General features: G+C 73.9%; 21 protein-coding genes. 12 read left to right on the forward strand and 9 right to left on the reverse strand.

The window, feature by feature from the left end; translation table 11 throughout:
- The first annotated feature begins 35 nt into the window (after window positions 1-35).
- Window positions 36-1574 (forward strand): hypothetical protein, encoded by a 1539-nt coding sequence (locus tag WN71_RS00355; RefSeq protein WP_046591309.1) that lies wholly within the window; start codon window positions 36-38, stop codon window positions 1572-1574.
- A gap of 97 nt (window positions 1575-1671) precedes the next feature.
- Here the strand turns inward: WN71_RS00355 and WN71_RS00360 are convergent, their stop codons facing one another.
- The gene (locus tag WN71_RS00360; protein WP_052742900.1) at window positions 1672-2997 is read right to left on the reverse strand and encodes an ABC transporter substrate-binding protein; all 1326 of its coding nucleotides are present in this window, start codon (window positions 2995-2997) and stop codon (window positions 1672-1674) included.
- Window positions 2998-3114: 117 nt separating this feature from the next.
- Here WN71_RS00360 and WN71_RS00365 point away from each other — a divergent pair, with 117 nt between their 5' ends.
- Window positions 3115-3615 (forward strand): SCO4402 family protein, encoded by a 501-nt coding sequence (locus tag WN71_RS00365; RefSeq protein ID WP_079177565.1) that lies wholly within the window; start codon window positions 3115-3117, stop codon window positions 3613-3615.
- A 120-nt stretch (window positions 3616-3735) separates the two neighbouring features.
- Window positions 3736-4620 (forward strand): formyltetrahydrofolate deformylase, encoded by an 885-nt coding sequence (purU, locus tag WN71_RS00370; protein WP_046582452.1) that lies wholly within the window; start codon window positions 3736-3738, stop codon window positions 4618-4620.
- Between the two features lie 588 nt (window positions 4621-5208).
- On the opposite strand, the gene WN71_RS00375 is transcribed toward purU, so the two are convergent.
- Together WN71_RS00375 and WN71_RS00380 are read right to left on the reverse strand one after the other, a co-directional pair.
- The gene (locus tag WN71_RS00375) at window positions 5209-6459 is read right to left on the reverse strand and encodes a maleylpyruvate isomerase N-terminal domain-containing protein (RefSeq protein ID WP_046582451.1); all 1251 of its coding nucleotides are present in this window, start codon (window positions 6457-6459) and stop codon (window positions 5209-5211) included.
- Window positions 6456-7031, reverse strand: coding sequence for a sigma-70 family RNA polymerase sigma factor (locus WN71_RS00380; RefSeq protein WP_046582449.1), 576 nt, complete (start codon window positions 7029-7031; stop codon window positions 6456-6458). The genes WN71_RS00375 and WN71_RS00380 overlap by 4 nt, the downstream gene beginning before the upstream one ends.
- Window positions 7032-7412: 381 nt before the next feature.
- On the opposite strand from WN71_RS00380, the gene WN71_RS00385 reads away from it, so the two are divergent.
- Entirely contained in the window at window positions 7413-7787 is a 375-nt protein-coding gene (locus WN71_RS00385; protein ID WP_046582447.1) for an STAS domain-containing protein, read from the forward strand.
- A gap of 140 nt (window positions 7788-7927) precedes the next feature.
- Window positions 7928-8437: an EF-hand domain-containing protein gene (locus WN71_RS00390; protein ID WP_046582445.1), complete on the forward strand. Its 510-nt coding sequence runs from the start codon at window positions 7928-7930 to the stop codon at window positions 8435-8437.
- A 12-nt stretch (window positions 8438-8449) separates the two neighbouring features.
- Here the strand turns inward: WN71_RS00390 and WN71_RS00395 are convergent, their stop codons facing one another.
- Complete coding sequence (locus tag WN71_RS00395; protein ID WP_079177560.1) at window positions 8450-10090, reverse strand: class I adenylate-forming enzyme family protein; 1641 nt, start codon at window positions 10088-10090, stop codon at window positions 8450-8452.
- 140 nt (window positions 10091-10230) lie between these two features.
- Between WN71_RS00395 and WN71_RS00400 the strand changes: the two genes are divergently transcribed.
- The 3 genes from WN71_RS00400 to WN71_RS00410 all read left to right on the forward strand — a co-directional run bounded on the left by WN71_RS00400 (window position 10231) and on the right by WN71_RS00410 (window position 13311).
- Window positions 10231-11364 (forward strand): acyl-CoA dehydrogenase family protein, encoded by a 1134-nt coding sequence (locus tag WN71_RS00400; RefSeq protein WP_046582443.1) that lies wholly within the window; start codon window positions 10231-10233, stop codon window positions 11362-11364.
- Window positions 11365-11369: 5 nt separating this feature from the next.
- Complete coding sequence (locus tag WN71_RS00405) at window positions 11370-12335, forward strand: acyl-CoA dehydrogenase family protein (RefSeq protein ID WP_046582441.1); 966 nt, start codon at window positions 11370-11372, stop codon at window positions 12333-12335.
- Window positions 12336-12846: 511 nt separating this feature from the next.
- Window positions 12847-13311 (forward strand): ATP-binding protein, encoded by a 465-nt coding sequence (locus tag WN71_RS00410; protein ID WP_046582439.1) that lies wholly within the window; start codon window positions 12847-12849, stop codon window positions 13309-13311.
- 375 nt (window positions 13312-13686) lie between these two features.
- On the opposite strand, the gene WN71_RS00415 is transcribed toward WN71_RS00410, so the two are convergent.
- Entirely contained in the window at window positions 13687-14613 is a 927-nt protein-coding gene (locus WN71_RS00415; protein ID WP_046582437.1) for a cyclase family protein, read from the reverse strand.
- Window positions 14614-14730: 117 nt separating this feature from the next.
- On the opposite strand from WN71_RS00415, the gene WN71_RS00420 reads away from it, so the two are divergent.
- The 3 genes from WN71_RS00420 to WN71_RS00430 all read left to right on the forward strand — a co-directional run bounded on the left by WN71_RS00420 (window position 14731) and on the right by WN71_RS00430 (window position 18053).
- Complete coding sequence (locus tag WN71_RS00420; RefSeq protein WP_046582435.1) at window positions 14731-15642, forward strand: SDR family NAD(P)-dependent oxidoreductase; 912 nt, start codon at window positions 14731-14733, stop codon at window positions 15640-15642.
- A 170-nt stretch (window positions 15643-15812) separates the two neighbouring features.
- Window positions 15813-16991, forward strand: coding sequence for an acyl-CoA dehydrogenase family protein (locus tag WN71_RS00425; RefSeq protein WP_046582433.1), 1179 nt, complete (start codon window positions 15813-15815; stop codon window positions 16989-16991).
- Window positions 16992-17003: 12 nt separating this feature from the next.
- The gene (locus tag WN71_RS00430; RefSeq protein WP_046582431.1) at window positions 17004-18053 is read left to right on the forward strand and encodes a Zn-dependent alcohol dehydrogenase; all 1050 of its coding nucleotides are present in this window, start codon (window positions 17004-17006) and stop codon (window positions 18051-18053) included.
- On the opposite strand, the gene WN71_RS00435 is transcribed toward WN71_RS00430, so the two are convergent.
- On the reverse strand, window positions 18043-19107 hold the full coding sequence (locus WN71_RS00435) for a GlxA family transcriptional regulator (RefSeq protein WP_046582429.1): 1065 nt from the start codon (window positions 19105-19107) through the stop codon (window positions 18043-18045). The two genes, WN71_RS00430 and WN71_RS00435, sit on opposite strands and share 11 nt — an antisense overlap.
- A 71-nt stretch (window positions 19108-19178) precedes the next feature.
- Here WN71_RS00435 and WN71_RS00440 point away from each other — a divergent pair, with 71 nt between their 5' ends.
- Window positions 19179-20486, forward strand: a complete 1308-nt coding sequence (locus WN71_RS00440) for an MFS transporter (RefSeq protein WP_046582455.1) — start codon at window positions 19179-19181, stop codon at window positions 20484-20486.
- Between the two features lie 76 nt (window positions 20487-20562).
- Here the strand turns inward: WN71_RS00440 and WN71_RS00445 are convergent, their stop codons facing one another.
- The 3 genes from WN71_RS00445 to WN71_RS00455 all read right to left on the reverse strand — a co-directional run bounded on the left by WN71_RS00445 (window position 20563) and on the right by WN71_RS00455 (window position 24297).
- The gene (locus tag WN71_RS00445) at window positions 20563-21177 is read right to left on the reverse strand and encodes a flavin reductase family protein (protein WP_046582428.1); all 615 of its coding nucleotides are present in this window, start codon (window positions 21175-21177) and stop codon (window positions 20563-20565) included.
- A 97-nt stretch (window positions 21178-21274) separates the two neighbouring features.
- Window positions 21275-22078: an enoyl-CoA hydratase/isomerase family protein gene (locus WN71_RS00450; protein ID WP_046582426.1), complete on the reverse strand. Its 804-nt coding sequence runs from the start codon at window positions 22076-22078 to the stop codon at window positions 21275-21277.
- Complete coding sequence (locus WN71_RS00455) at window positions 22069-24297, reverse strand: acetate--CoA ligase family protein (protein WP_046582425.1); 2229 nt, start codon at window positions 24295-24297, stop codon at window positions 22069-22071. The genes WN71_RS00450 and WN71_RS00455 overlap by 10 nt, the downstream gene beginning before the upstream one ends.
- Window positions 24298-24324 lie beyond the last annotated feature (27 nt).

The raw sequence follows: 24324 nt of genomic DNA on the forward strand, positions 1-24324 counted from the left end.
CAGATTCCCAAGGTCCCCCATTCGTAGGAGTCCCGGTGACGCAGAGCGGACAGGGCGAGCAGCCCTCGGCGCGGACCGCGCGCGAAGGCATCGTGCTGCCCTCCGACGGTGGTGAACCTCTGCTGCCCGGGATGCCGGGCGGCCCCGTCGGGCAGCCGCCGGTCGGGCAGCCCGCCGCTCCGCAGAACGGTCAGGCGTGGGGCAACGGCTGGGGGCCCGAGCAGCCGTACGCGTCCGCGCCGCAGCAGGCCCAGGCCTGGCCCGGGACCCCCGACCAGGACCCGTGGGGCAACGCGCCCGCCACGTCGACCTGGGGCGCGCAGCAGGCCGCCCCCGGGGTGCCGTCCCAGCCGGGCGCGATGGCGCCGCAGGGGCAGCACGCGCCGTACGGCGGCGAGTCGTCGTACGGCGGCGAGTCGTCGTACGCGCAGGCCGGGCCGATGCCCGCGGACGAGGGGGCGACCCAGTACCTGCCGCCGGTCGGTCCGGGCGGTCCGGGCGGTCCGGGCGGTCAGCCCTACGCGAGCCCCATGAACGAGGGCGCGACCCAGTTCCTGCCGCCGGTGGCGGCCGGTGGTCCGGCGGGCGGCTACCCGGGGCCCGGCGACGAGGGCGCCACCCAGATGCTGCCCCCGGTGCTGCCCGGCGCGCTGCCGCCCGAGGTGGGGCACCCGGACGCCCAGGCCACCCAGTACCTTCCGCCGGTGCCCGCGCAGCCCTACGGCGGCCAGGACGACGGCGGCGACCGGCAGCCGCCTGCCGAGTTCGACAACCTGTTCCGCAGCGACTCGGGGCGGGGCGCGCCGGGCGGCTACGCCGAGCAGCCGCCCCGCTACCAGCAGCCGCAGCAGCAGCCCCAGCAGCAGTACGCGCAGCCGTCGTACTTCCCGGCGGGTCCGGGCGAGGACGGCCCGAGCGGCGGCGGCGACGGCGGCGGCCGGCGCACCGGCTCCAAGGTGCCGCTGATCGCCGCGATAGGCGTCGCCATCGTGGTGCTGGGCGTGGGCGCGGGCGCCCTGCTCAGCGGCGGTGGCGGGGACGACGACACGCAGAACGCCGGCAGCTCGGCCGCCGCCTCGGTGTCGGCCTCGTCCGGCGCGCAGACGGGCGGCGGCGATCCGGCCAAGGCGCAGGCCGTCGCGCTGGACAAGCTGCTCGCCGACAGCGGCAGCAGCCGTACGTCCGTGATCAACGCGGTGGCGGACGTGAAGCAGTGCAACAACCTCGCCGGTGCCGCCTCGGACCTGCGGGCTGCCTCCAAGCAGCGCAACGAGCTGGTCACCCGGCTGTCGAAGCTCTCCCTGGACCAGCTGCCGGACCACGCCGCCCTGGCCGACGCCCTCACCAAGGGCTGGCAGGCGTCGGCCGCGGCCGACGACCACTACGCGCAGTGGGCCGACCAGGTCGCCGGGAAGAAGGGCTGCCACAAGGGGCAGGCCCGCTCCACCGGCCAGACCCAGGCGGGCAACACCGCGAGCGGCACCGCGAGCCAGCAGAAGACCAAGGCCGCGCAGCTGTGGAACCCGATCGCGCAGAAGTACGGCCTCACCCAGCGCCAGCGGACGCAGCTGTAGCGGCGCGGCCGCGCGGCAACGGCCGTAGGAGACGAGTGAGGCGGGCGGCACCGGGTGCCGCCCGCCTCACTCGTGTCCCGGACCCCGTGGCCCGGGGTCAGTCGATGTCCGCGTCCTCCAGGGAGTTCGTCACGTCGACGAAGCCCTTCCGGGCGGCGACGAGCACGCCGTCCTTGACCACCTGGAGGGTCGCCTTGGTGTTGACCAGGCGGGGGAAGCCCACGGCCGCGAGCTTCTTGTTCCTGCCCCAGTCCAGGGTGGGCGTGAGTCCGCCGGTGTCGGCCTTGAAGCCCTTGTCGAGGGCGTGCCGGACGGTGTCGGAGCTCACCTCACCGGTGAGGGAGTCCACCACCTGCTTGAACACGGTGTAGGCGATCCAGGTGGTCTGGACGCCGGCGTCCGCGGGGTCGATGCGGTTGTCGCCGAAGGCCTCCGCGTTGATGACCTTCTTCATCTGGTCCCACCGGGCGTCGCTCGCCACCGGGTACCAGCCCGTGATGTACGCCCCCTCGTACGGCCCGGACTGACCGCCGCTCTCGTTGATCACGGTCTGGTCGACGTCACCGCCGATGGTGCCGGTCCGCACCGCCGGGTAGTTCGCCCGCTCGCGTTGGAACGAGTCCATGAAGGTGCCGTTGCGGTCCCCGAGCGCGGGCACCACGCAGCCCTTGGCCGTCGGGTCGGAGGTGGCCGCCTTGAGCACCTTGTCGGCCTGCCCGGAGTACTCGGTGGCGTCGTCCTCGGCGAGCTGGTCGACGGCGTCGTGGTGGCCGCCCGCCTTGAGGCCCGCGTCGAGCAGGGGCGGCAGTTCGTCGCCCGCGATGCTGTCCGGCCGTATCAGGGCTATGGAACCGCAGGTGGAGGCCAGCTCGCGGCCCAGGCTCGCCAGCAGCACGGGCTGTCCGCCGTTGACGGGGTACGACATCGGGCTGGTGAACTCGGCCTCGGTGATGCCGTAGCCGCCGATGTAGGGGATGCCCGCGCCCTGCAGCGGCAGCATGAAGGAGTCGCTGTACTGGCTGTAGGAGCCGACGACGGCGACCACGTTCTCGTCGATCGCGCGCCGGGCGCACCGGGCGGCGGCCACCGCCTCGTTGCGTTCGTTGCAGGTCAGGACCTTGAGCTTGCGGCCGTTGAGCCCGCCGTGGGAGTTGATCCACTTCGCGTACGCCTGCGCCAGCGCCGGCATGCCCGGCTTGTTGGTGGCGTCGGTGTCGGACGGTGCCCAGGTCATGACGGTGATCGAGTCATCCCCGGAGCCCCCCGTGACACCGGGGATGACCCCGCATCCGGCGGTGAGCGACACGCTCGCCACCGTCGCGCCCGCGGAGAGAGCCAGGGCTCTCCAGGCGGGACGTGATCTCCGGGCGGGCCGTGTGGAAAAGGGGAGGAAGGTGCTGCGCTTGTGTCGCCTGCCGGTCATGGACACGCACGATTCCGCCACACAAAAAATACTGGAGTGACTCACGGTCAATGGCCGGTGACGGCCAGGTGAATTACAGGGGGTGGTGAGACACGTGGGGTGAAGAACGTACGATCGGTGACCGTGCAAGGTTCGGAGAACACTTCCCGTCGCGGCCGTCGCTCATCCACCATGGGCGGCATGCCACTCAACGACATGCCGTGGTGGCGCTGGCGCAGCAATGTGCGCTCCGCGCTGCACATGCTCTCCGATCCGGTGTTCCAGCAGAACGTCTGGCTGGCCGGTGTCGAGGGGTACGGGGACGTCACCGACGCCGTGTACCGCCTCGTCGAGGACACCTGGCTGGACAACTGGTCCGCCGAGAAGTACGTCGGTACGATCTTCCGCGACTCGCAGGAGGCGGCGCTCGTCGACACCGCGGTGCTGCGGGTGCTGCGGATCATGCACCAGGTCGGGCCGGACGCACCGGTCGCCGCGTACGTGGAGCACCAGGCCTGGCCGGAGGCCGTGCGCGCCGCCCGGGACGCGCACGTGCGGATGGCGACGGCCGACGAGGAGGACCCGGACGCGCCGCCGCGCACGCTCGAGGTGCTGCGGATCATGACGCGGTCCGCCTAGAGGTCCGCCCGGCGGTTCGCCTCGCGGTCCGCCCGGCGCTGGGGTCCGGCGGACGGGCCTGTCGGTCCGGCAAGCGGACGGGCATGGGCCGGGCGGGGTCCGTGTGGGAACCTGTGCTGCATGAACGAGCAGCCCACCCGAGGCGCGGCCGCCTCCGCCGACCAGTACGTCCTCACCCTGTCGTGCCCGGACAAGCAGGGCATCGTGCACGCCGTGTCGAGCTATCTGTTCATGACCGGCTGCAACATCGAGGACAGCCAGCAGTTCGGCGACCACGACACGGGACTGTTCTTCATGCGGGTCCACTTCACGGCGGAGCCGCCGGTGACGGTGGACAAGCTGCGGGCCAGCTTCGCCGCGATCGGCGACTCCTTCCACATGGACTGGCAGATCCACCGGGCCGACCAGCGGATGCGGATCGTGCTGATGGTCAGCAAGTTCGGCCACTGCCTGAACGACCTGCTCTTCCGGGCGCGGACCGGGGCGCTGCCGGTGGAGATCGCGGCCGTCGTCTCCAACCACACGGACTTCGCCGAGCTGGTGGAGTCGTACCACGTGCCCTTCCACCACATCCCGGTGAACAAGGACAACAAGGCGGAGGCGGAGGCGCGGCTGCTGGAGCTGGTGCGGGAGGAGAACGTCGAACTGGTCGTTCTCGCGCGCTACATGCAGGTCCTCTCCGACGACCTGTGCAAGCAGCTGAGCGGGCGGATCATCAACATCCACCACTCCTTCCTGCCGAGCTTCAAGGGTGCGAAGCCGTATCACCAGGCGCATGTGCGGGGTGTGAAGCTGATCGGGGCGACGGCGCACTACGTGACCGCGGATCTCGACGAGGGGCCGATCATCGAGCAGGAGGTCGAGCGGGTGGGGCACGGGGTGACGCCGGACCAACTCGTCGGGATCGGGCGGGATGTGGAGTGCCAGGCGTTGGCGCGGGCGGTGAAGTGGCATGCGGAGCGGCGGATTCTGCTGAATGGGCGGCGGACGGTCGTCTTCGCGTAGCCGCCCGCGGCGCGCTCTGCCCGTCCCTCCGCGGGACCCCCGTCCACCTGGGGCCGACCCCTGATCGCGCAGTTCCCCGCGCCCCTGATCGTCTGCGGGTTCGTCATGGTTGATCGCGCAGTTCCCCGCGCCCCTGGGGAATGTGCGGCCGGGCGGGGCTTGTCCGCGGCGTTCCCCGCGTCCCTGAATTCTGCGGGTTCGCCGTGGCCGGTCGCGCAGTTCCCCGCGCCCCTGGGGAATGGGCGGCCGGGCGGGGCTTGTTCGCGCCGTTCCTCGCGTCCCTGCATATCTGCGGGCCCGTCGTGGCTGGTCGCGCAGTTCCCCGCGCCCCTTCCGGGGTGCGGCCCGGCGCCCCTCATCCGCGCCGTTCCCCGCGCCCCCGTACACCTGCCGGTCCGTCGTGGTCGATCGCGCGGTTCCCCGCGCCCCTTTCAGGGGCCCGGGCAGGTGCGCGCCGTCAGGGGCGCGGGGAACTGCGCGACCGGCCCCCACTCAGCCGCAGAATTGAGGGGCGCGGGAACCGCGCGAACGAGCCCCACCGGGCCTGAGGATTCCAGGGGCGCGGGGAACTGCGCGGGCGGCCAGGGGCTACAGGCGGCTCAGGGAGGCTGTTGCCTGGAGGAGTTCCGTGATGGCCTCGCGGTCGCCCGCCTGACCCGCCGCAGCCTCCGCAGGAACCACGTGGCCCGCCGCCAGCCGGCAGAACTCCACCCCGTCCAGCGCGACATGCGCCACCTCGTGGTCCGCGGAGCCCACCGCCCCCGGCGCGTCCAGCGGGATCAGCCACTCGCCGCCGCCCGACCCCTCGATCTCCAGCCGCAGGCTGCGCCCCGGCGCCCCCGCCGTGACCAGGTGCCGGGACGCGGCGGGCGCCGCCAGCCCCGCCTGCCGGCGTGCGGCCAGCACCGCCGGCAGCATCCGCGCCGCCAGATCGATCATCCGGTGCAGATGGCGCGGAGCGGGCGGATCGTAGGGATAGTCCACCGCGTCCGCGATGTCCTCCGCGTGCACCCAGCACTCGAAGGCCCGGTCCAGCATCGCGTCCCGCAGCGGCAGCGCGAAGTCCCCGTACGACACCGGCGGTTCGCCGTCCGCACCGGTGAACGACACCGCCCGCACCAGCTGATGCGTCTGCTCGCGCCAGTGCGGCCGTACCGCCCGGGTGGGCGGGAAGGTGGACGCCCGCCAGAAGGACTCGGTGCGGGCCTGCGGGCCCGAGGCCTTCGCCGCCGCCTCGCCCAGCGGGTCCTCCAGGCCGAGCGCCGCCGCCACCAGCCCGTCGACCGTCAGCAGATGCGCGATGACCCCGGCGACGGTGGTACGGCGGCTGGTCGGCGCGTCGTCCTCGAACCAGCGCAGCCGCACCGGCGCATGCCACTCGGCGTCGCCGATGTCCTGGAGCAGCGCGTCGAGCCGGGCGCTCTCGGCGTCGTAGGGCGCGGCCCACTCCGGCACCGGGATGCTCGGCGGGCGCAGTTCCAGACAGCCGGTGAGGACGCGGGTGCGCAGCGCCGGGTCCAGGTCGAGGCTCTCCGCGGGATGCAGCAGGCCGACCGCCTCGCGCAGCCGCCGCGCCTCGTCCGCGCAGCCGCCGCAGCCGCCCAGGTGCTCCTCGACGGCGGCGGCCTCCTCGGGCGAGCAGGCGGCCAGCGCCCACGCCCCGAGCAGCGCCTTCAGCACGTCGTGCGGCAGCACGAGCGCCCCGCCGCGGAAGGTGTCCGGTTCCGCGGGCGCGGGCAGCGGCAGGCCGCCGTCCTCGACCGAGACCCGCGGCGGCGGTATGCGCGGCGGGTCCACCGGCCGTGCGGGCTCGTCGTGCTCCTCGGGCCGGCCTGTCACACCGCACCTCCGTACTCGGGCGGCGGGGTGCCGGTGTCGTGGGCGGTGGACAGCAGTTGCAGGCCGAGGCGCAGCCGGCGCCGGGCCTCGTCCTCGGTGACGCCCAGGTCGTGCGCGGTCTGGCGGTAGTCGCGGCGCTGGAAGTAGGCCAGCTCCAGGGCCGCGCGCAGCGGGGTCGGCATGGAGTGCACGATGTAGTCGGCGCGGGCGGCCACCGAGGCGCGGCGCACCTTGCGCTCCAGCTCCTCCGTGCTGCCCTCGCCGTGCCGGGTGAGCGCGGCCTTCTCGGTGGCCCGCAGCCGCTGCACGGCGAGCCGGTGCGTCAGCGCGGCGATCCAGGAGCGCAGCGTGCCCTGCTGGGGGTCGTAGGTGTCGGGGTGGGCCCAGGCGTGGGCGAAGACCTCGCGGGTGATGCCGTCGGCGGCGCGTTCGTCACCGAGGACGCGGTGGGCCAGTCCGTGCACGAGGGAGGCGAAGCGGTCGTAGAGCTCGCCGAGGGCGGCGGCCTCGCCGCGCACGAGCCGCTGGTGCATCCTGCGGTCCCAGCGGAGCGGTGCGTCCTTCTTCGCCATGCGGCCCCCTCCCTGTGCGTGACGGGCGTGTGCCTGCCCGTGTGCCTGCCCGTGTCCAGCGTGGATCCGACGTCTCCTCGAATGTAGTCGGCACATCTGACAACGCACGCCCCTTTATGGCAATGTGCGCCCCCCGAAGGCGGCCGGGTGGTAGTGGACCTTGCCCCGCTTCGCCCCTTCAGTCGCAGCTGCCCGTTCCTTCTCTCCCCACTCCAGATCGAACACGATCGCAAGTGACCGAAACAAGCTCATAGGTGATCGGCTTTCGTTTGCCCGTTCGTGTTTCGGGGAACGGCCGCTGGGCAGCCGCGCGGAAAGAAGCGTAGGAACTGCTTCCGTTTCCGGGTGGTTCCGCAAGTCCGGCGAGCGGAGGGCAGGGCCGTGGCTTTCAAGGTGACCGGCGTCGAACAGGGTGAGTGGACCGTGCTCCGGGTGGCGGGGGAGCTGGACCTCATGAGCTCGCCCGTCCTGCGCCAGCGGGTGCACGACGTGGTGGCCGAGGGGCACCACAGTCTGGTCCTCGACCTCTCCGAGGTCTTCTTCTGCGACTCCAGCGGCGTCGGCGTGCTGATAGCCGCCCGCCGGCTGGTGCGCTCCTGTCAGGGGCGGCTGCGGCTGATCCTGCCCGCCCGTGGCGCGTCCGACGGGTCGCACGTCAACCGGGTGCTCGGCGCGCTGGGCGTACGCCGGCTCTTCGACGTCTACGCCGACCTCGACAGCGCCGTCGACGACGAACCGGACCCGCTCACCGCCTGAGCCCCGCGTCACCCGGCCACACTGTTGTCCCGGAATTCCCCCGGTCTTGGCACAAACGTCGTTTTCGCGCTCCCCGGCCGGTGCTCGCGTCGTACGCTCCGTGCCGGACGCACCCATCCGACGTCAGGAGGCAGGCCGACATGGTGAGCAGCGAGTACGAGCGCAGGATCGCCGCGCGGTTCGCCGGTTTCGACCAGGACGGCAACGGCTGGATCGACCGTGAGGACTTCAGCTCGGCGGCCAAGGCGCTGCTGGCGGAGTTCGGCGCGGCCGCCCGCTCCGACAAGGGCCAGGCCCTCTACGCCGGGGCCGAGGCGTTCTGGCAGGGCATGGCCGGGATAGCGGACCGGGACGGCGACCAGCGCATCACCCGCGACGAGTTCGTGGGCGGCGCGGTCAAGCGGCTGCGCGACAACCCCGAGCGGTTCGCGGAGATCGCCCGCCCCTTCCTGCACGCCGTGCTCGCCCTCGCGGACACCGGCCGCGCCACCGCGACCGTCGCGGACACCATCCGGGTGCTGACCGTGCTCGGGGTGTCCCCGCAGGCCGCCGCCGCCGTGGCGGGCGCCCTCGACACCGACGGCGACGGCGAGGTGGGCGAGGCGGAGATCGTCCCCGCGTTCGCCCGCTACTTCACCGTGCCCGAATAGGACACCGGCGGCTCAGCCCGCCGTACCCGCCGTACCCGCCGTACCCGCCGTGCCCGTCGTACTCGTCGGCCCCGGTGTTCCCGCCGTGCCCGGCGATCCGACCGTGCCCGCCGTACTCGCCGTGCCCGGTGATCCCGCCGTGCCCGCGTACCGCTCGCGCAGCTTGTACTTGAGGACCTTGCGCAGGGTCTCGTTGCGCGGCAGGGCGGCCACCACCTCCAGCCGCTCCGGCAGCTTGTGCACCGCGAGGCCCTGCGCGCGCAGCCCGCGCGCCACGGCGTCGAGCGTCAACGGCTCGGCGCCGGGCGGCTGTTCGACGACCGCGCAGACCCGCTCCCCGCGCTCGGCGTCCGGCAGCCCGATCACCGCCACGTCCGCGACGCCCGGGTGGGTGTGCAGCAGGTCCTCGATCTCCTTCGCCGAGATGTTCTCGCCCTTGCGGATGATCACGTCCTTGAGCCGGCCGGTGAGCACGAGATGCCCCTCCTCGGTGAGGTGCCCGAGGTCGCCGGTGCGCAGGAACCCGTCCGCGTCGAACGCCTCCGCGGTCTGCGCCGCGTCGAGATAGCCCCGGCAGACGGCCTCGCCGCGCAGCCGCACCTCGCCGTCGGCGATCCGTATCTCCATCCCCTCGGGCGGCCGGCCCTCGGTGGCCGCGAGGTTGCGCGCGGTGTCGTCCGGCGCCCCCATCGTGATCATCGGGACCTCGGTCATGCCGTACCCGTGGGTGAGCTGGACGCCCATCTCGCGCACGACGCTGTGATACAGCTCCGGCGGCTTGGGCGCGCCGCCGCCCGCGAGCAGCCGCAGGGTCGGGATCACCTTCTCGTCGGGCCGCTTGCGCTGCTCGGCCAGGAACATCGAGTAGAACGCCGTCGACCCGCCCGCCACCGTCACCCCGTGCCGCCGGTACTCGGCGAGCGCGTCGGGCAGCGCGAAGTGCTCGAACAGCACCGCCGGGAAGCCGTAGAGCAGCAGCATCACCGTGTAGTCGGGGCCGCCGATATGGGCGTAGGGGAACGCGATCGAGCCGATGTCGTCGGCGCGAAGACGCAGCGCGTGGGCGAGGCAGGAGCCGCCCGCGATCAGTGAACGGTCGGTGTGCAGCACGCCCTTGGGGTCGGAGGTGGTGCCCGAGGTCCAGTAGATCCAGCGCACGGCGGTGCCGTCGGAGGGTGGCGCGGGCAGCACCCGCGGATCGCCGTCGGGCAGGGTGCCGTAGGCCTCGAAGACGCCCTTGGCGCCCAGTCCGTGGGCCATCGCGGTGTGGTCGAAGCCGCGCCAGGTGCCGGGCACGGCGAAGTACTCGGCCTTCGACTCCCGCAGCGCGAAGCCGACCTCGCGGTCCCGGTGGAAGGGGATGACCGGCGACTGCACCGCCCCGAGCCGGGCCAGCGCGAAGGACAGCACGGCCGTCTCGATCCGGGTCGGCAGCTGCCAGGCCACCACCGTGCCGGGGCGCACCCCCATGCCGTACAGGCCGGCCGCCACCCGCTCGGCGCGCTCGCGCAGCCCGCCGAAGGTCAGCACGCGGTCGCCCTGCAGCAGGACGGGACGGTCGGGGGTGAGCGCGGCGCGGCGGTCGACGAGTTCCCAGAGCGTGCCGGAGGCGCCCAGTTCGTGCGCGAGCGCGGTCGCGGTGGTGGCGGTCATGTCCGTTGCCCCCTGCCGTAGCTGACGATGCGTCAGATCGTGCGCAGAGCGTAGGCCCGCGCGCCTTGCCGGTCCAGAGGCGCGGGGCTAGCCTGCCCGACTGACGCCGTAACTGACGCTCCATCAGATGGGTGGCCGGGATGGACCTGTCGTACACGCCCGAGGAGGAGGAGTTCCGGGCGCGGCTGCGCGCCTGGCTCGCCAAGGCGCTGCCGGACCTGCCGCCGAAGCCCCCGGCCACGGACTGGCCCGCCCGCCGCGCCTACGACCTCGGCTGGCAGGGCAGGTTGCACGACGCCGGGTACGCCGACGTGCACTGGGACGCCTCCCCGACCGTGCGGCTGATCTTCCTGGAGGAGACCGAACGGGCGGGCGCGCCCTATGTGGGCGCCAACTTCGTGGGGCTGCTGCACGCGGGCCCCACCATCGCCGCCGAGGGCACCGCCGCCCAGCGCGCCCGCTGGCTGCCGCCGATCCTGCGCGGCGAGGAGGTCTGGTGCCAGGGCTTCAGCGAGCCCGGCGCCGGCTCCGACCTCGCGGCGCTGCGCACCCGGGCCCGCCGCGACGGCGACGACTACGTGGTCAGCGGCGCCAAGATCTGGACCTCGCACGCCGAGGTCGCCGACTGGTGCGAACTCCTCGTGCGCACCGACCCCGAGGCCCCCCGGCACCGCGGGATCAGCTGGCTCGCGATGCCCATGGACGCGCTCGGCGTGACCGTACGGCCGCTGCGAACCCTCGCGGGGTCCACCGAGTTCGCGGAGGTCTTCCTCGACGAGGTGCGGGTGCCGGTGGCCAACCGGGTCGGCGCGGAGCACGACGGCTGGCGGGTGACCATGGTGACGCTCTCCTTCGAGCGCGGCACCGCCTTCGTCGGCGAGGTCGTCGCCTGCCTGCGGGTGCTCGGCGAACTCGCCCGCGAGGCCCGCGCGAACGGCCGCTGGGACGACCCCGCACTGCGCCGCCGGCTCGGCCTGCTGCACGCCGAGTTCCGAGCGCTGTGGCGGCTGACCCAGTGGAACGTCAGCGAGGCGCAGGCCGGCGGAGGGGTCCCGGGCGTGGGCGGCTCCGTCTTCAAGCTGCGCTACTCGCACGCCCGTCAGGAGCTCTACGACACCGCCGCCGACGTCCTCGGCGCCGCGTCGCTCGACCTCGGCCGGGGCTGGACGGCGGACCGGCTGTCCTCGCTGTCGTACACCATCGCGGCAGGCACCTCGCAGATCCAGCGGAACATCGTCGCCGAGCGGATCCTCGGCCTGCCGAAGGGACGGTAGGGCGCGTGCGCTTCCAGCTGACCGAGGACCAGAGGGCCCTGCGGGCGGGGACGCGGGAGCTGCTGGCCCGCCGGTTCGGGCCCGAGGCGCTGCGGGCCGCCGTCGAGGAGCCCCGGCTCGACCGCGGGCTGTGGCGGGAGCTCGGCGCGGCCGGGTTCTTCGCGCTCAGGCTGCCGGAGGCGGACGGCGGGGTCGGCCTCGGCCTGCCCGAGGCCGTGCTGGTCTTCGAGGAGGCGGGCCGCGCCCTGCTGCCGGGGCCCCTGGTGGCCACCCACCTCGCCGCCGGGCAGGTGCAGGGCGCGGACACGGGCGAGACCGTCGTGGCGGCCGTCGACGGCTCCCTCGTCGAGTGGCTGGCGGAGGCGGACACCGTCCGCGGCGACGCGACGGGGGCGGAGCCGCTGCACTCGGTCGACCCGCTGACACCGCTGCACGCGGTGCGGCCGTCCCCCGCGGCACCGGAGGCTCCAGCCGCGGCGCTGCTTGCCGCCCCGGAGGACCCTGCCGCGGCGCCGCTCACCGCCCCGGAGGATCCCGTCGCGGCGCTGCTCACCGCCGCAGAGCAGCTCGGGACCGCCGGGCGGGTGGGTGAGCTGGCCGTGCGCCACGCCCGGGCGCGCGAGCAGTTCGGACAGCCGATCGGCGCCTTCCAGGCGGTCAAACACCTGTGCGCGGACATGCTGGCGCGCACCGAGATCGCCCGCGTCGCGGTCTACGCGGCGGCGGTCACCGGTGACCCGCTCGACATCGCCGGGGCCCGGCTGCTCGCCGACGAGGCCGCCGTGCGCGGCGCCCGCGACTGCCTCCAGGTGCACGGCGGCATGGGGTTCACCTGGGAGTGCGACGTGCATCTGCACCTCAAACGCGCCTGGGTGCGCGCACAGCGTGGTGTCCCGGCGACGGTCCGTGCCCGGGAACTCGCCGACGCCCTCCTCGCGGACAGCGTTGTCCAGGGCTCTGGTCTGCGATGACGCGCGGTCGTACCGGCGGATGTCGCGGATCGTGGCACTCCGGTGTCACGGAGCGTCGATATCGGGTTGTGTCCTAGGCGTGACTTGTCACGTCCTGGAGTCGGGCGTCCGCTCCGGTACCTTCTGTGGGATGCGAGTGGTTCAGAGTGCGAGCCATGCCGGTGTGGCCCCTGGGGCGACCCCGCCTCCGGCGGTGCGCAGCGCTGCTCGCAGGGCGGGAGGGCCGTCGGCCCCGGCCCGTTCGACTCACCGCGGCGAGCGTCGCACAGTATGCCGCACGGGTACTCCTTCGCGCTGGAATATGCCCGAAGCGCTTGTTGAGGTGACTGTACGTCAACCATGCTGTCTCGCAAGGGAGTAACGGTCCGTGACCCTTGCTTCGACGGTTGTTCTGGCCATGCAGACAATGGCTACGATCGTGGCTCTCGTCATGGCGCACGCAGGGGCGCTCATGTGGCGCGAAGCCACGTGTCCGCCGGTTCGGATGGTGTGAGCGGTGCAGGTGCTTCAAGTGCAGCTGGAGATCCGGCCCGACCCCGCTGAGGTGGGGCGAGCCCGGCGATGGGCCCGTTCGCGCCTGGCCGGGTCGGGGATAGCGGTGGACGAGCCGCTCGCCGAGACGCTGATCCTGCTCGTCTCGGAACTGGTCACCAACGCCGTGGTGCACACCGGCTGTACGGCCGTGGTGCGGCTGTTCCTGCCCGGCGGCGAGGCCGAGGCGGCCCCCGTGCGCCTGGAGGTGGCCGACACCAGCACCCGGGCGCCGGTGCCCCGTTGCGCGGACGGCGACGCCACGGGCGGCCGCGGTCTCGCCCTCGTCGACGGTCTCGCCGACCGCTGGGGCTGGAGCCCGGAGGGCGCGGGCAAGCGCATCTGGTGCGAGCTGGACCGCTGTTCCGAGCGCCCGGAGGCGGCGGGCACGGCCTACGGCAGCGGGATCTCGGCGTACGAGGGCATGGCCTACGAGGCCGTGTAGCGGCCGTGCGCCGGGGGTGTGCATCCGTGCGCACCCCGCTGCGAAAAGGGCGTAAGGGATGAATGCCTCAGGCGCTGTTGACGTGCCGTGACCGTTTGATCACGCTGGTGTGAGCGAACCGCCGCGAGGGGACGGCGAGGGCATCAGGTGACGGTGGCCCTCGGCGAGTGTGGGTCGCGAGACCGGTACCGGTCGGCCCCCTCAGGGCGGAGGGGCCGTGCGGAGCGCCGGAAGCCGGATGGCGGCGCGCGGAACGCGCTCGGGGGCGGGAGCGGCGCGCCGCCAGCCGGAACCCCTCCTCACGCCTGCCGTACTCCTTCCGAGTGCCTCCGTGCCCTTGGGTGCCCCCGTACCCCTGAATGCCTCCGTATCCCTTCAGAGCACGGCCACCGGTGCCACCGGTGTGCCCGTGCCCCCGACGAACGGTTCCGGCATCGCCGACAGCAGGAACGCGTACCGGGATTCTTCTCCACAGGCTGTGGACAACTCTTCGAGATTCCAGTTCTGGCCCTGGAGCATCCCCATCTCCACCAGGTCCAGGGCGTGCACCGGCAGCCACAGGTCGTCCAGCTCGGGCGGGAAGATCTCGAAGGTGAGCGTGTCGTTGGCGACCGCCGCGACATCGCGCGCGTGGAACCACTCCGGCGTACGCACCGAAAGCCCCGGCGACGGATACGCGTACCCCTGCTTGTCGCCCGTGAGATACACCCGCACCTGACCCGTCCGTACGAGCACGACGTCGCCGGAACGCACCCGGGTGCCCGCCAGTTCCTCCGCGGCCTCCAGGTCCTCCGGCGTCACCGCGTGCCCGCCCGGCAGCCGTTCGACGCCGCGGGCCCGCGCCACGTCGAGCAGCACCCCGCGCGAGACGACGGGGGGCGCCTTGTCGATGCCGGCGAACGCGGCACCGCCGTGCGCGGTGACCGTCGACGCGGGCCGCCCGTTGTAGACCCTCCCCGAGTGCGACACGTGCGTCAGCGCGTCCCAGTGGGTGCCGGCCTGGAGGCCCATGGTCACGGCGTCGTCGCTGCACGCGACCGTGCCCGGACCGAACAGCTCCTGGTTGATCTGCACCATCACGTGCAGCGGGTTGACCCGGCCCGGGATCATCCCCGTCTGCACACCGTCCTCCTTCAGCGGCAGCGCGAGCGGTATCCGCCGCCCGCTGCGCACGCAGGCCGCCGCCTCGCGGACGACCTCGTCGGTGATCAGGTTCAGCGTCCCGATCTCGTCGTCGGCCCCCCAGCGGCCCCAGTTGCTGACCCGCTTCGCGATGTCGTGGAACGCGTCCGGCAGTGCCATCTCGGTCCTCCCCGGGGTTGTCGGCGCGCGCGTCTTGTCCGTGCACGTGTCTTGTCTGCGCACGCCGTCGGGGCAAAAATCTAACGGTCCGTCAGAAACCGCGGGAAGGGGCCGGAAGTGGGGAACTTCTTGGCAGGCAAGGCCGTCGCCGTGACGGGCGCCGGGCGGGGGATCGGCCGCGCGGTCGCGCTGGCCGCGGCGGCCGAGGGAGCGCGCGTCGTCGTCAACGACTACGGTGTCACGACCGACGGCACCTCGCCCACCAGCGAGCCCGCCGAGGCGGTGGTCAAGGAGATCGAGGCGGCCGGCGGCGAGGCGATCGCGGTGGCCGACGACATCTCCACCATGGCGGGCGGCCAACGCGTGGTGGACACGGCCCGCAGCGCGTTCGGGCGCCTCGACGGGGCCGTGTGCGTCGCGGGGATCCTGCGCGAGCGGATGCTGTTCAACATGTCCGAGCAGGAGTGGGACCCGGTGGTCGCCACCCATCTCAAGGGCACCTTCACGGTGTTCCGGGCCGCGGCCGCGCTGATGCGCGAGCAGCGCTCCGGCACCCTGATCGGCTTCACCAGCGGCAACCACCAGGGCTCCGTCTCGCAGGCCAACTACAGCGCCGCCAAGGGCGGGATCATCTCGCTCGTGCGCAGCGCCGCGCTCGGCCTGCACAAGTACGGCGTGACGGCCAACGCGGTCGCCCCCGTGGCCCGCACCCGCATGTCCGCCGGGGTCCCCATGGAACTCGCGGAGATCGGCGAACCGGAGGACGTGGCCGCGCTGGTGGTCTATCTGCTCTCCGACCGGGCCCGGGAGCAGCGCGTCACCGGCCAGGTGTACACGATCGCGGGCCCCAAGCTCGCGGTCTGGGCCCAGCCGCGCGAACTGCGCGCCGCCTACGCCGAGGGCTCCTGGACGCCCGAACGGATCGCCGACCTGCTGCCGGGAACGGTCGGCACCGACCCGATGCCGATGCTGGCCCGCCTGGAAGAAATGGAACAGGCAGCCCGAAAGGGAGCCCGCCCCAACCAGTGAGGCCCGGTGAGCGCCCCCGCAAGGGGCGCGGGGAACTGCGCGAGCAACCAAGACGGCCGGTCACTCGACCGACAACACCGGCCCCCTGCAAGGGGCGCGGGGAACTGCGCGAGCAACCACGACGGACCGTCAGCCAGACAACTGCCCCACCCCTCCGGAAGGAGACCCCCGTGGAGTTCGGACGGACCGCCGAGGACGAGAAGTTCCGCGCGGAGGCGGCCGCCTGGCTGGCCGCGCACGCGCCGGCGCCCGCCGATCCGGCCCAGGACCGCCAGGACCGCCAGGACCGCCGGAGCTGGGAACGCACCCTCGGCAAGGCGCGCTGGATCGGCCTCGGCTGGCCCGAGTCCGGGTACGGCAACCGCACCGCGACCCTCACCCAGCAGGTCGCCTGGGCCGAGGAGTACGCCCGCTCGGCCGCCCCGCCGCGCTGCGGGCACATCGGGGAGAACCTGCTCGCCCCGACCCTGCTCGCGCACGGCACCGCCGAGCAGAAGGCCCGCTTCCTGCCGCCGGTCGCTGCCGGGGACGAACTGTGGTGCCAGGGCTACAGCGAGCCCGACGCCGGCTCCGACCTGGCCGGCGTGCGCACCGCCGCCGTACGCGACGGGACGGGCGAGTTCCGCGTCAGCGGCCGGAAGATCTGGACCTCCCTCGCGCACGAGGCCGACTGGTGCTTCGTGCTCGCCCGCACCGAGCCCGGCTCGCGCCGCCACCACGGGCTCAGCTTCCTGCTCGTGCCCATGGACCAGCCGGGCCGGATCGAGGTCCGGCCGATCCGGCAGCTGACCGGCACCAGCGACTTCAACGAGGTCCTCTTCGACGGGGCGCGGGCGGCCGCGGAGCACGTCGTGGGCGGCGAGGGTGCGGGCTGGCGCGTCGCGATGAGCCTGCTCGGCTTCGAGCGGGGCGTCTCCACCCTCGCCCAGCAGATCGGCTTCGCCCGGGAGCTGGCCCGGGTCGTCTCGGCCGCGGCCGAGACCGGCGCGCTGGACGATCCGGTCGTACGGGAGCGGCTGACAGGGCTGTGGGCGGAGCTGCGCACCATGCGCTGGCACGCGCTGCGCACCCTCGGCGGCGGCGCCGGCGACCCGGGCGCGCCCAGCGTGGCCAAGCTGCTGTGGGCGGGCTGGCACCAGCGGCTCGGCGAGCTCGCGATGCTCGCGCGCGGCGCCGAGGCGAGCGCGGGCCCGGCGGACTGGTCGGCGGCGGCGCCGTACGAACTGGACGCCCTCCAGCACCTGTTCCTGTTCTCCCGGGCCGACACGGTGTACGGCGGCTCGGACCAGATCCAGCGCACGATCATCGCCGAGCGGGTGCTCGGCCTGCCGAGAGAACCCAAGGGCTGAGAGGGGACCACCGTGCGAGGCGTGGTGTTCGACGGGAAGCGGGTACGGGTCGTCGACGACCTTGAGGTGCGCGACCCGGGGCCGGGCGAGGTGCTGGTCGCGATCGCCGCGGCCGGGCTCTGCCACAGCGACCTGTCGGTGGTGGACGGGACCATCCCCTTCCCGGTGCCGGTGGTGCTCGGGCACGAGGGCGCGGGCGTGGTGGAGGCGGTCGGCGCGGGCGTCACGCATGTCGCGCCCGGCGACCACGTCTCCCTGTCCACCCTCGCCAGCTGCGGCACCTGCGCGCAGTGCGACCGGGGGCGGCCGACGATGTGCCGGGAGGCGATCGGGCGGCCGGCCCGGCCCTTCACCCAGGGCGGCCGGGCGCTGTACCAGTTCGCCGCCAACTCGGCGTTCGCGGAACGGACGGTGGTGAAGGCGGTCCAGGCCGTGCGCATCCCGCGGGACATCCCGCTCACGTCGGCCGCGTTGATCGGCTGCGGGGTGCTCACCGGCGTCGGCGCCGTCCTGAACCGGGCCCGGGTGGACCGCGGTGACAGCGTCCTCGTCATCGGCGCGGGCGGGATCGGCCTGAACGTCATCCAGGGCGCCAGGATCGCCGGCGCGCTCCGGATCGTGGCGGTGGACGCCAACCCGGACAAGGAGGAGCTCGCGCGCCGGTTCGGCGCCGACGACTTCCTGACCTCGACGCAGGGCGTGCGCGAGCTGCTGCCGGACGGCGTGGACCACGCCTTCGAGTGCGTCGGCCGCACCGGGCTGATCCGGGAGGCCGTGGACCTGCTGGACCGGCACGGGCAGGCGGTCCTGCTCGGCGTGCCCCCGGCGGGCGCCGAGGCGTCCTTCCTCGTCTCCTCGATGTACCTGGACAAGTCGATCCTTGGCTGCCGCTACGGCTCCTCCCGCCCCCAGCGCGACATCGCCCTGTACGCCGGGCTGTACCGGCAGGGCCGGCTGCTGCTGGACGAGCTGGTGACCGCCACCTACCCGGTCGAGGACTTCGAGAAGGCGGCCGCGGACGCGGAGGCCGGGCGGGTGGCGCGGGGGGTGCTCACGTTCTGACGGGGACCGCCCGCGCGGCGGCCGCGGCGGTGCCCGTCGCCCGGAACGTCCGCCGATACGCCGTCGGTGTCACGCCCAGCGCCGTCTGGAGGTGCTGGCGCATCGACTGGGCGGTGCCGAAGCCCGCGTCCCGCGCCACCTGGTCCACGGAGAGGCCGGTCGACTCCAGCAGCTGCCGGGCCCGTTCGATCCGCTGCCGGGTGAGCCACTGGCCGGGGCTCACCCCCACCTCCTCGCGGAAGCGGCGGGTGAACGTCCGTACCGACATGGCCTCCTGGGCGGCCATGTCGCGCAGCTGGATCGGCTCGTGCAGCCGCCCCAGCGCCCACGCGCGCGCCGCGGTGGTGCCGGCCTGCTGCGGATCGGGCACCGGGCGCTCGATGTACTGCGCCTGGCCGCCGTCGCGGTGCGGCGGGACGACCGTGCGGCGGGCGATCTCGTTGGCGACGGCGCTGCCGTGGTCGCGGCGCACCATGTGCAGGCACAGGTCGATCCCGGCGGCGACCCCGGCCGAGGTCAGCACGTCGCCGTCGTCGACGAACAGCACGTCCGGGTCGACGTCGACCTTCGGGAACAGGCGCTGGAGATGGGCCGCCTCGGCCCAGTGGGTGGTGGCGCGGCGGCCGTCCAGCCGGCCGGCGGCGGCCAGCACGAAGACGCCGGTGCAGATGGAGGCGAGCCGGGTGCCGGGCCGGATGTGCGCCAGCGCGGCGGCCAGTTCGGGGGTGAGCACGCCCTCCTCGAAGACCGGTCCCAGTTCGTACGACGCCGGGACGATCACCGTGTCCGCGCCGGCCAGGGCCTCGGGGCCGTGGGCCACCTGGACCGCGAAGTCGGCGTCGGTCTCGACCGGGCCGGGCGGCCGGACCGAGCAGGTCACCACCTCGTACAGCTGCCGTCCGCGCGCGTCCCGGGGGCGGCCGAAGATCCGGTGCGGGATGCCGAGTTCGAAGGGGAGCAGGCCGTCGAGGGCGAGGACGACGACGCGGTGCGGACGGAAAGCCGGTCCGCCGTCCCTGACCTGATCCCGAACATGATCGTGTGCACGGCTCATGGCCCGATCCTAGCGAACACTGGCCTTCGGGCCACTCGATTCCGGTCATGGCGCCCCTGACCATGGATGACGTGACCCAGACAACCGAGGCCGCCGCGGCGGAGGACACCCCGCCCGCCCGCCGCCACCGCATCCACCGGGGCTGGTTCGTCGCCGCCGTCACCTTCGTGACGATCATCGGCGCGGCCGCCTTCCGCTCCCTGCCCGGTCTGCTGATCGACCCCCTGCACCAGGAGTTCGGCTGGTCGCGCGGCACGATCGGCGCCGCCGTCTCGGTCAACCTGGCGCTCTACGGCCTCACCGCGCCGTTCGCGGCGGCCCTGATGGACCGCTTCGGCATCCGCCGCGTGGTCGCCGTGGCCCTGACCGTCATCGCGATCGGCTCCGTCCTGACCGTGTGGATGACCCAGGCCTGGCAGCTGATGCTCTGCTGGGGCCTGCTGGTCGGCCTCGGCTCCGGCTCGATGGCGCTGGCGTTCGCCGCGACCGTGACCAACCGCTGGTTCACCGAGCGGCGCGGCCTGGTCAGCGGCATCCTCACCGCGGCCTCCGCCTCCGGCCAGCTGATCTTCCTGCCGCTGCTGTCGTGGCTGGTCACCCGGCACGGCTGGCGCCCGGCCGCGGTCACCGTCGCGCTCGCCGCGCTCGCGGTCGTCCCGTTCGTGTGGCTGCTGCTGCGCGACCATCCCGCCGACGTGGGCCTGAAGCCGTACGGCGCCCAGGAGTTCGTGCCGAAGCCGCCGCCCGTCCAGGGGGCCGCCCGGCGCGCGCTGCGGGTGCTGTCCGGGGCCGTGCGCGACGGCACCTTCTGGCTGCTGGCCGGCACCTTCGCGATCTGCGGCGCCTCCACCAACGGCCTGGTGCAGACCCACTTCGTGCCCGCCGAGCACGACCACGGGATGCCCGTCACGGCGGCGGCCTCGCTGCTCGCGGTCGTCGGCGTGTTCGACGTGATCGGCACGATCTGCTCGGGCTGGTTCACCGACCGCTTCGAGCCGCGCCGGCTGCTGGCCGTGTACTACGCGCTGCGCGGCCTGTCCCTGCTCTTCCTGCCGATGCTGCTGGCGCCGAGCGTGCACCCGCCGATGATCTTCTTCATCGTCTTCTACGGCCTCGACTGGGTCGCCACCGTGCCGCCCACCCTGGCCCTGTGCCGGGCCGCCTACGGCGAGGACAGCGCCATCGTCTTCGGCTGGGTGCTCGCCTCGCACCAGGTCGGCGCGGCCCTGGTCGCCTGGCTCGGCGGCGTGGCCCGCGACGCCTTCGGCTCCTACGACCTGGTCTGGTACGCCTCCGGGGCCCTGTGCGCGGCGGCGGCCCTGATGGCCCTGGTGATCCGGCGCGGGGCTCCGGCACCGCGGCCCGCGCTCGCGGTCTGAGCGGCGGGGGTCCGGGCGCGGGGGCGGTGCTCGCGAGACGGCCGGCCGGGTCCGGGTCCCCTGCCGGCGGTCCGGCTCAGCGCTCCAGCCGCGCGAACCGCCCCCGGTGGAAGATCAGCGGACCGCCCGGGGCGTCGTCGTCCGCCGTGCCGAGCGCGGCCACCCGGCCCACCACCACGAGATGGTCGCCGCCGGTGTGCACGGCGTGCACCGCGCAGTCGATCCAGGACACCGCGCCCACCAGGCGCGGCGCCCCGGACACCGGGGCCGCGTCGTACGCCACCCCCGCGAACTTGTCCGCGCCGCTGACCGCGAACGCCCGGCACAGCGCGCCCTGGTCCGCGCCGAGCACGTTGACGCAGAACACCCCCGCGCGGGCGATCCGCGGCCAGGTCGACGACGTGCGGCCCACCATGAAGGCGACCAGCGGCGGGTCGAGGGAGAGCGAGGAGAACGACTGGCAGGCGAAGCCCGCGGGCCCCGGCTCGCCCTCCGCGGCCGGTGCGGTGACCACGGCCACGCCCGACGCGAAGGTGCCGAGCACCCGCCGGAACTCGCCCTGGTCCACCGGTGCCCGCTCGCCGTCGCGCACACAGCGCAACTCGGGGCGGGGCAGCGCCTCGACCGGGCCCGCGGGCCCGGCCGACCTGAGATAGCGGACGGCCGCGGCCGCCGCCCCTGCGTGTCCCATCACACCCTCATTGAAACTGACGGACTGTCAGATAGGAAGGGGTGCGGGCCCCTCGGCCGCGCCGCGACCGCGTACGGCCGCCGCGGCCGCGTACGGCTCAACGGCCCCGGAACTCGGGGCTTCTGCGCTCCACGAAGCTCGCCACGCCCTCCCGGGCGTCCGCCGTGGTCATGTTGATCTCCTGGGCGGCGGCCTCGGCGGCGAAGGCGGCGGCACGGTCGCCGTCCAGGGAGGCATTGACCAGCTGCTTGGTGAGCGCGAGGGCCCGGGTCGGACCGGTCGCGAGCCGCCCCGCCCACTCCAGGGCCGCCTTCTCCAACTCCCCTTCCGCAACGACCCGGTTGACCAGGCCGAGCCGCTCCGCGTCGGCGGCGGACAGCGCGTCCCCGAAGAACATCAGCTCCTTCGCCCGCCGCGGTCCGAGCAGCCGGGGCAGCAGATACGCGCCGCCGCCGTCCGGGACCAGCCCGCGCCGCACGAACACCTCGATGAACCGGGCCGATTCGGCGGCCAGCACCAGGTCGCAGGCGAGCGCGAGATGCGCGCCGAGTCCGGCCGCGGTGCCGTTGACCGCCGCGATCACCGGCTTCTCGCAGTCCAGTACGGCGGCCACCAGGCGCTGCGCGCCCAGCCGGAGCGTGCGCGCCACGTCCCCGGCGACCCGCTCCCCGGACGCGGGCGCCCCGCGCAGATCGGCGCCCGCGCAGAAGCCGCGCCCGGTCCCGGTCAGCACCACGGCCCGTGCCGCCGGGTCGGCCGAGGCGTCCCCGAGCAGCTCGATCACCCGCTCGCGCTGGGCCGGTGTGAGGGCGTTGAGGGCCTCGGGGCGGTCCAGGGTGATGCGTACGACCGGGCCGAGGACCTCGTGCCGTACGGAGGTGGCGTCGCCGGTCACCGGCACACCACCAGCGCGTCGAGGGCCACCGCGCCCTGCCCGCGGCCCAGCACCATCAGCGGGTTGACGTCCAGCTCGGCGATGTCGTCGCCCAGCTCCAGGGCCATGCGCTGGACGCGCAGCACCACCTCGACCAGCGCGTCGAGGTCGGCGGGCGGCCGGCCGCGGACCCCGTCGAGCAGGGCCCGGCCGCGCAGTTCGTCGATCATGGCGTGGGCCTGGTCCTCGCCGAACGGAGGCACCCGCACCGCCGCGTCCCGCAACACCTCCACCAGCACCCCGCCGAGCCCCACGGTCACCGTCGGCCCGAACAGCTCGTCGTGGCCCACCCCGACGACCATCTCGACGCCCTGCTCGACCATCTGGCACACCAGTACGCCGTCCAGCCCGACGCCCTCGTAGCGGGCGATGTCGGTCAGCTCGCGGTAGGTGTCACGGACCTGGCTCGCGGACGTCAGGCCGATCTTCACCAGGCCCAGCTCGGTCTTGTGCGCGATCCGGGCGCCGGAGGCCTTCATCACCACCGGGTAGCCGATCTGCGCCGCCGCCCGCACGGCCGCCGCCGCGCTGGTGACCAGCTGCTCGCGCGGCACCCGGATGCCGTACGCCCGCAGCAGCTGCTTCGCCGCGTGCTCGCTCAGCTGCTGCCCCGGCCGGAGCAGCGCGCGTGCCTTGCGATACGACGGCGAGGGGGTGCGCGGGGCCTCGTCGAAGGGGGAGCGGTAGCCGTCGGTGAAGCGGTGGTGGGCGAGGTGGGCGCGGACGGCGGTGAGGCAGTTGCCGAGCGTGCGGAAGGTGGCGACGCGTGAGGAGCCGAGCAGCGTCTCGCGGTAGGCGGGCTCGGTGCCCACCGGCGACCCCCAGACCACGCAGACCAGCTTGTCCGTGGTCTCCGCCGCGTCCACCAGGTCCCGCACCAGCCGGTCGCTGAGCGGCGGGAAGGGCCCGGTGACCGGACAGACCAGCACGCCCACCGCGGGGTCGGCGAGGATCGCGTCGATGATCTTCCGGCCGCGCTCGTCGCCCACCGGATGCCCGCCGTTGTCGACCGGGTTGGCCACGTTCAGGTACGCGGGTATCCACTGGTGCAGCTCGGCCTGCTTGGCCGTGGACAGCTCCGGCAGCCGCAGCCCGGCGGCGGTCGCGAGGTCGGCGGCGTGCGCGCCGGTGCCGCCGGAGATCGAGTAGATCACCACGCCGTCGGCGCGCGGGGGCCGCGCGCGGGCCAGCAGCGCGGCGGTGTCCTGGAGCTCGTCCAGGCCGTCCACCCGGATCACCCCGAACTGCCGGAAGGCGGCGTCCACGACGTCGTCCGCGCCGGTCAGCTTGCCGGTGTGGGAGGCGGCTGTGCGCGATCCGGCCTCGGTGCGGCCCACCTTCACGACGACCACGGGCACCCCCCGGCGGGCGGCCCGGTCGGCGGCCAGCAGGAACGCGCGGCCGTCCTTGAGGCCCTCGACGTAGGCGGCTATGGCGCCGACCTCGGGCCGCTCGGCGAACCAGGAGACGAAGTCGGCGCTCTCCAGGTCGGCCTCGTTGCCGGTCGGGGCCCAGTGCGAGACGCGGATGCCGAGCTCCTGGAGGGCGAAGACCGGCCGGCCCTGGTGCCCGGACTGGGTGATCAGCGCGATGGCCGGCCCGTCCAGGTCGGCGCGGAACTCCTCGAAGGCGTTGAGGTTGGTGTTCGGGCCGAGCAGCCGTATCCCCGAGCGGGCGACGGCGGCGGCCAGCCGCTCCTGCGCGGCGGCCCCCCGCTCGCCGGTCTCCGCGAAGCCCGAGGCGAAGACGACGGCGAACCGCGCCTTGGCCTCGGCGAGTTCCTCGATCACCGGCAGCGGGTCGGCGACCAGCAGCACGGCGAGGTCGACCTGCTCGGGCAGGTCGGCGACGGACGGCACGCACGGGATGCCGAAGACGGCCGGGCGGGCCGGGTGCACCGGGTGCAGCCGGGCCCCGACCCGCTCGGCCCAGGCCAGGAGCTGCCGGGTGACCCCGGTGTTGGGCCGCCCCTCGCCGTCGGAGGCGCCGATCACGGCGACCGACTCCGGCCGGAAGAACCGCTCCAGATCGGGTACGTCCGTATGCAGCGGCCGGCCGCTGACGTCGAGGTCGCCCGCGTCGGCCGCCCGGCCGTGCACGGTGGGCCCGGGCCGCGGGTCGTCACAGGCGACTACCCGGGCCCGGCGGGCGTCGGTGGTGAGGGTGCCATGGGTTGATCCAAGCATCGGTCCGCCCGCTCCTGTGTGACAGCT

Origin of the sequence: Streptomyces mangrovisoli, from assembly GCF_000974985.2 — a bacterium.
Classification (GTDB): Bacteria; Actinomycetota; Actinomycetes; order Streptomycetales; family Streptomycetaceae; genus Streptomyces; species Streptomyces mangrovisoli.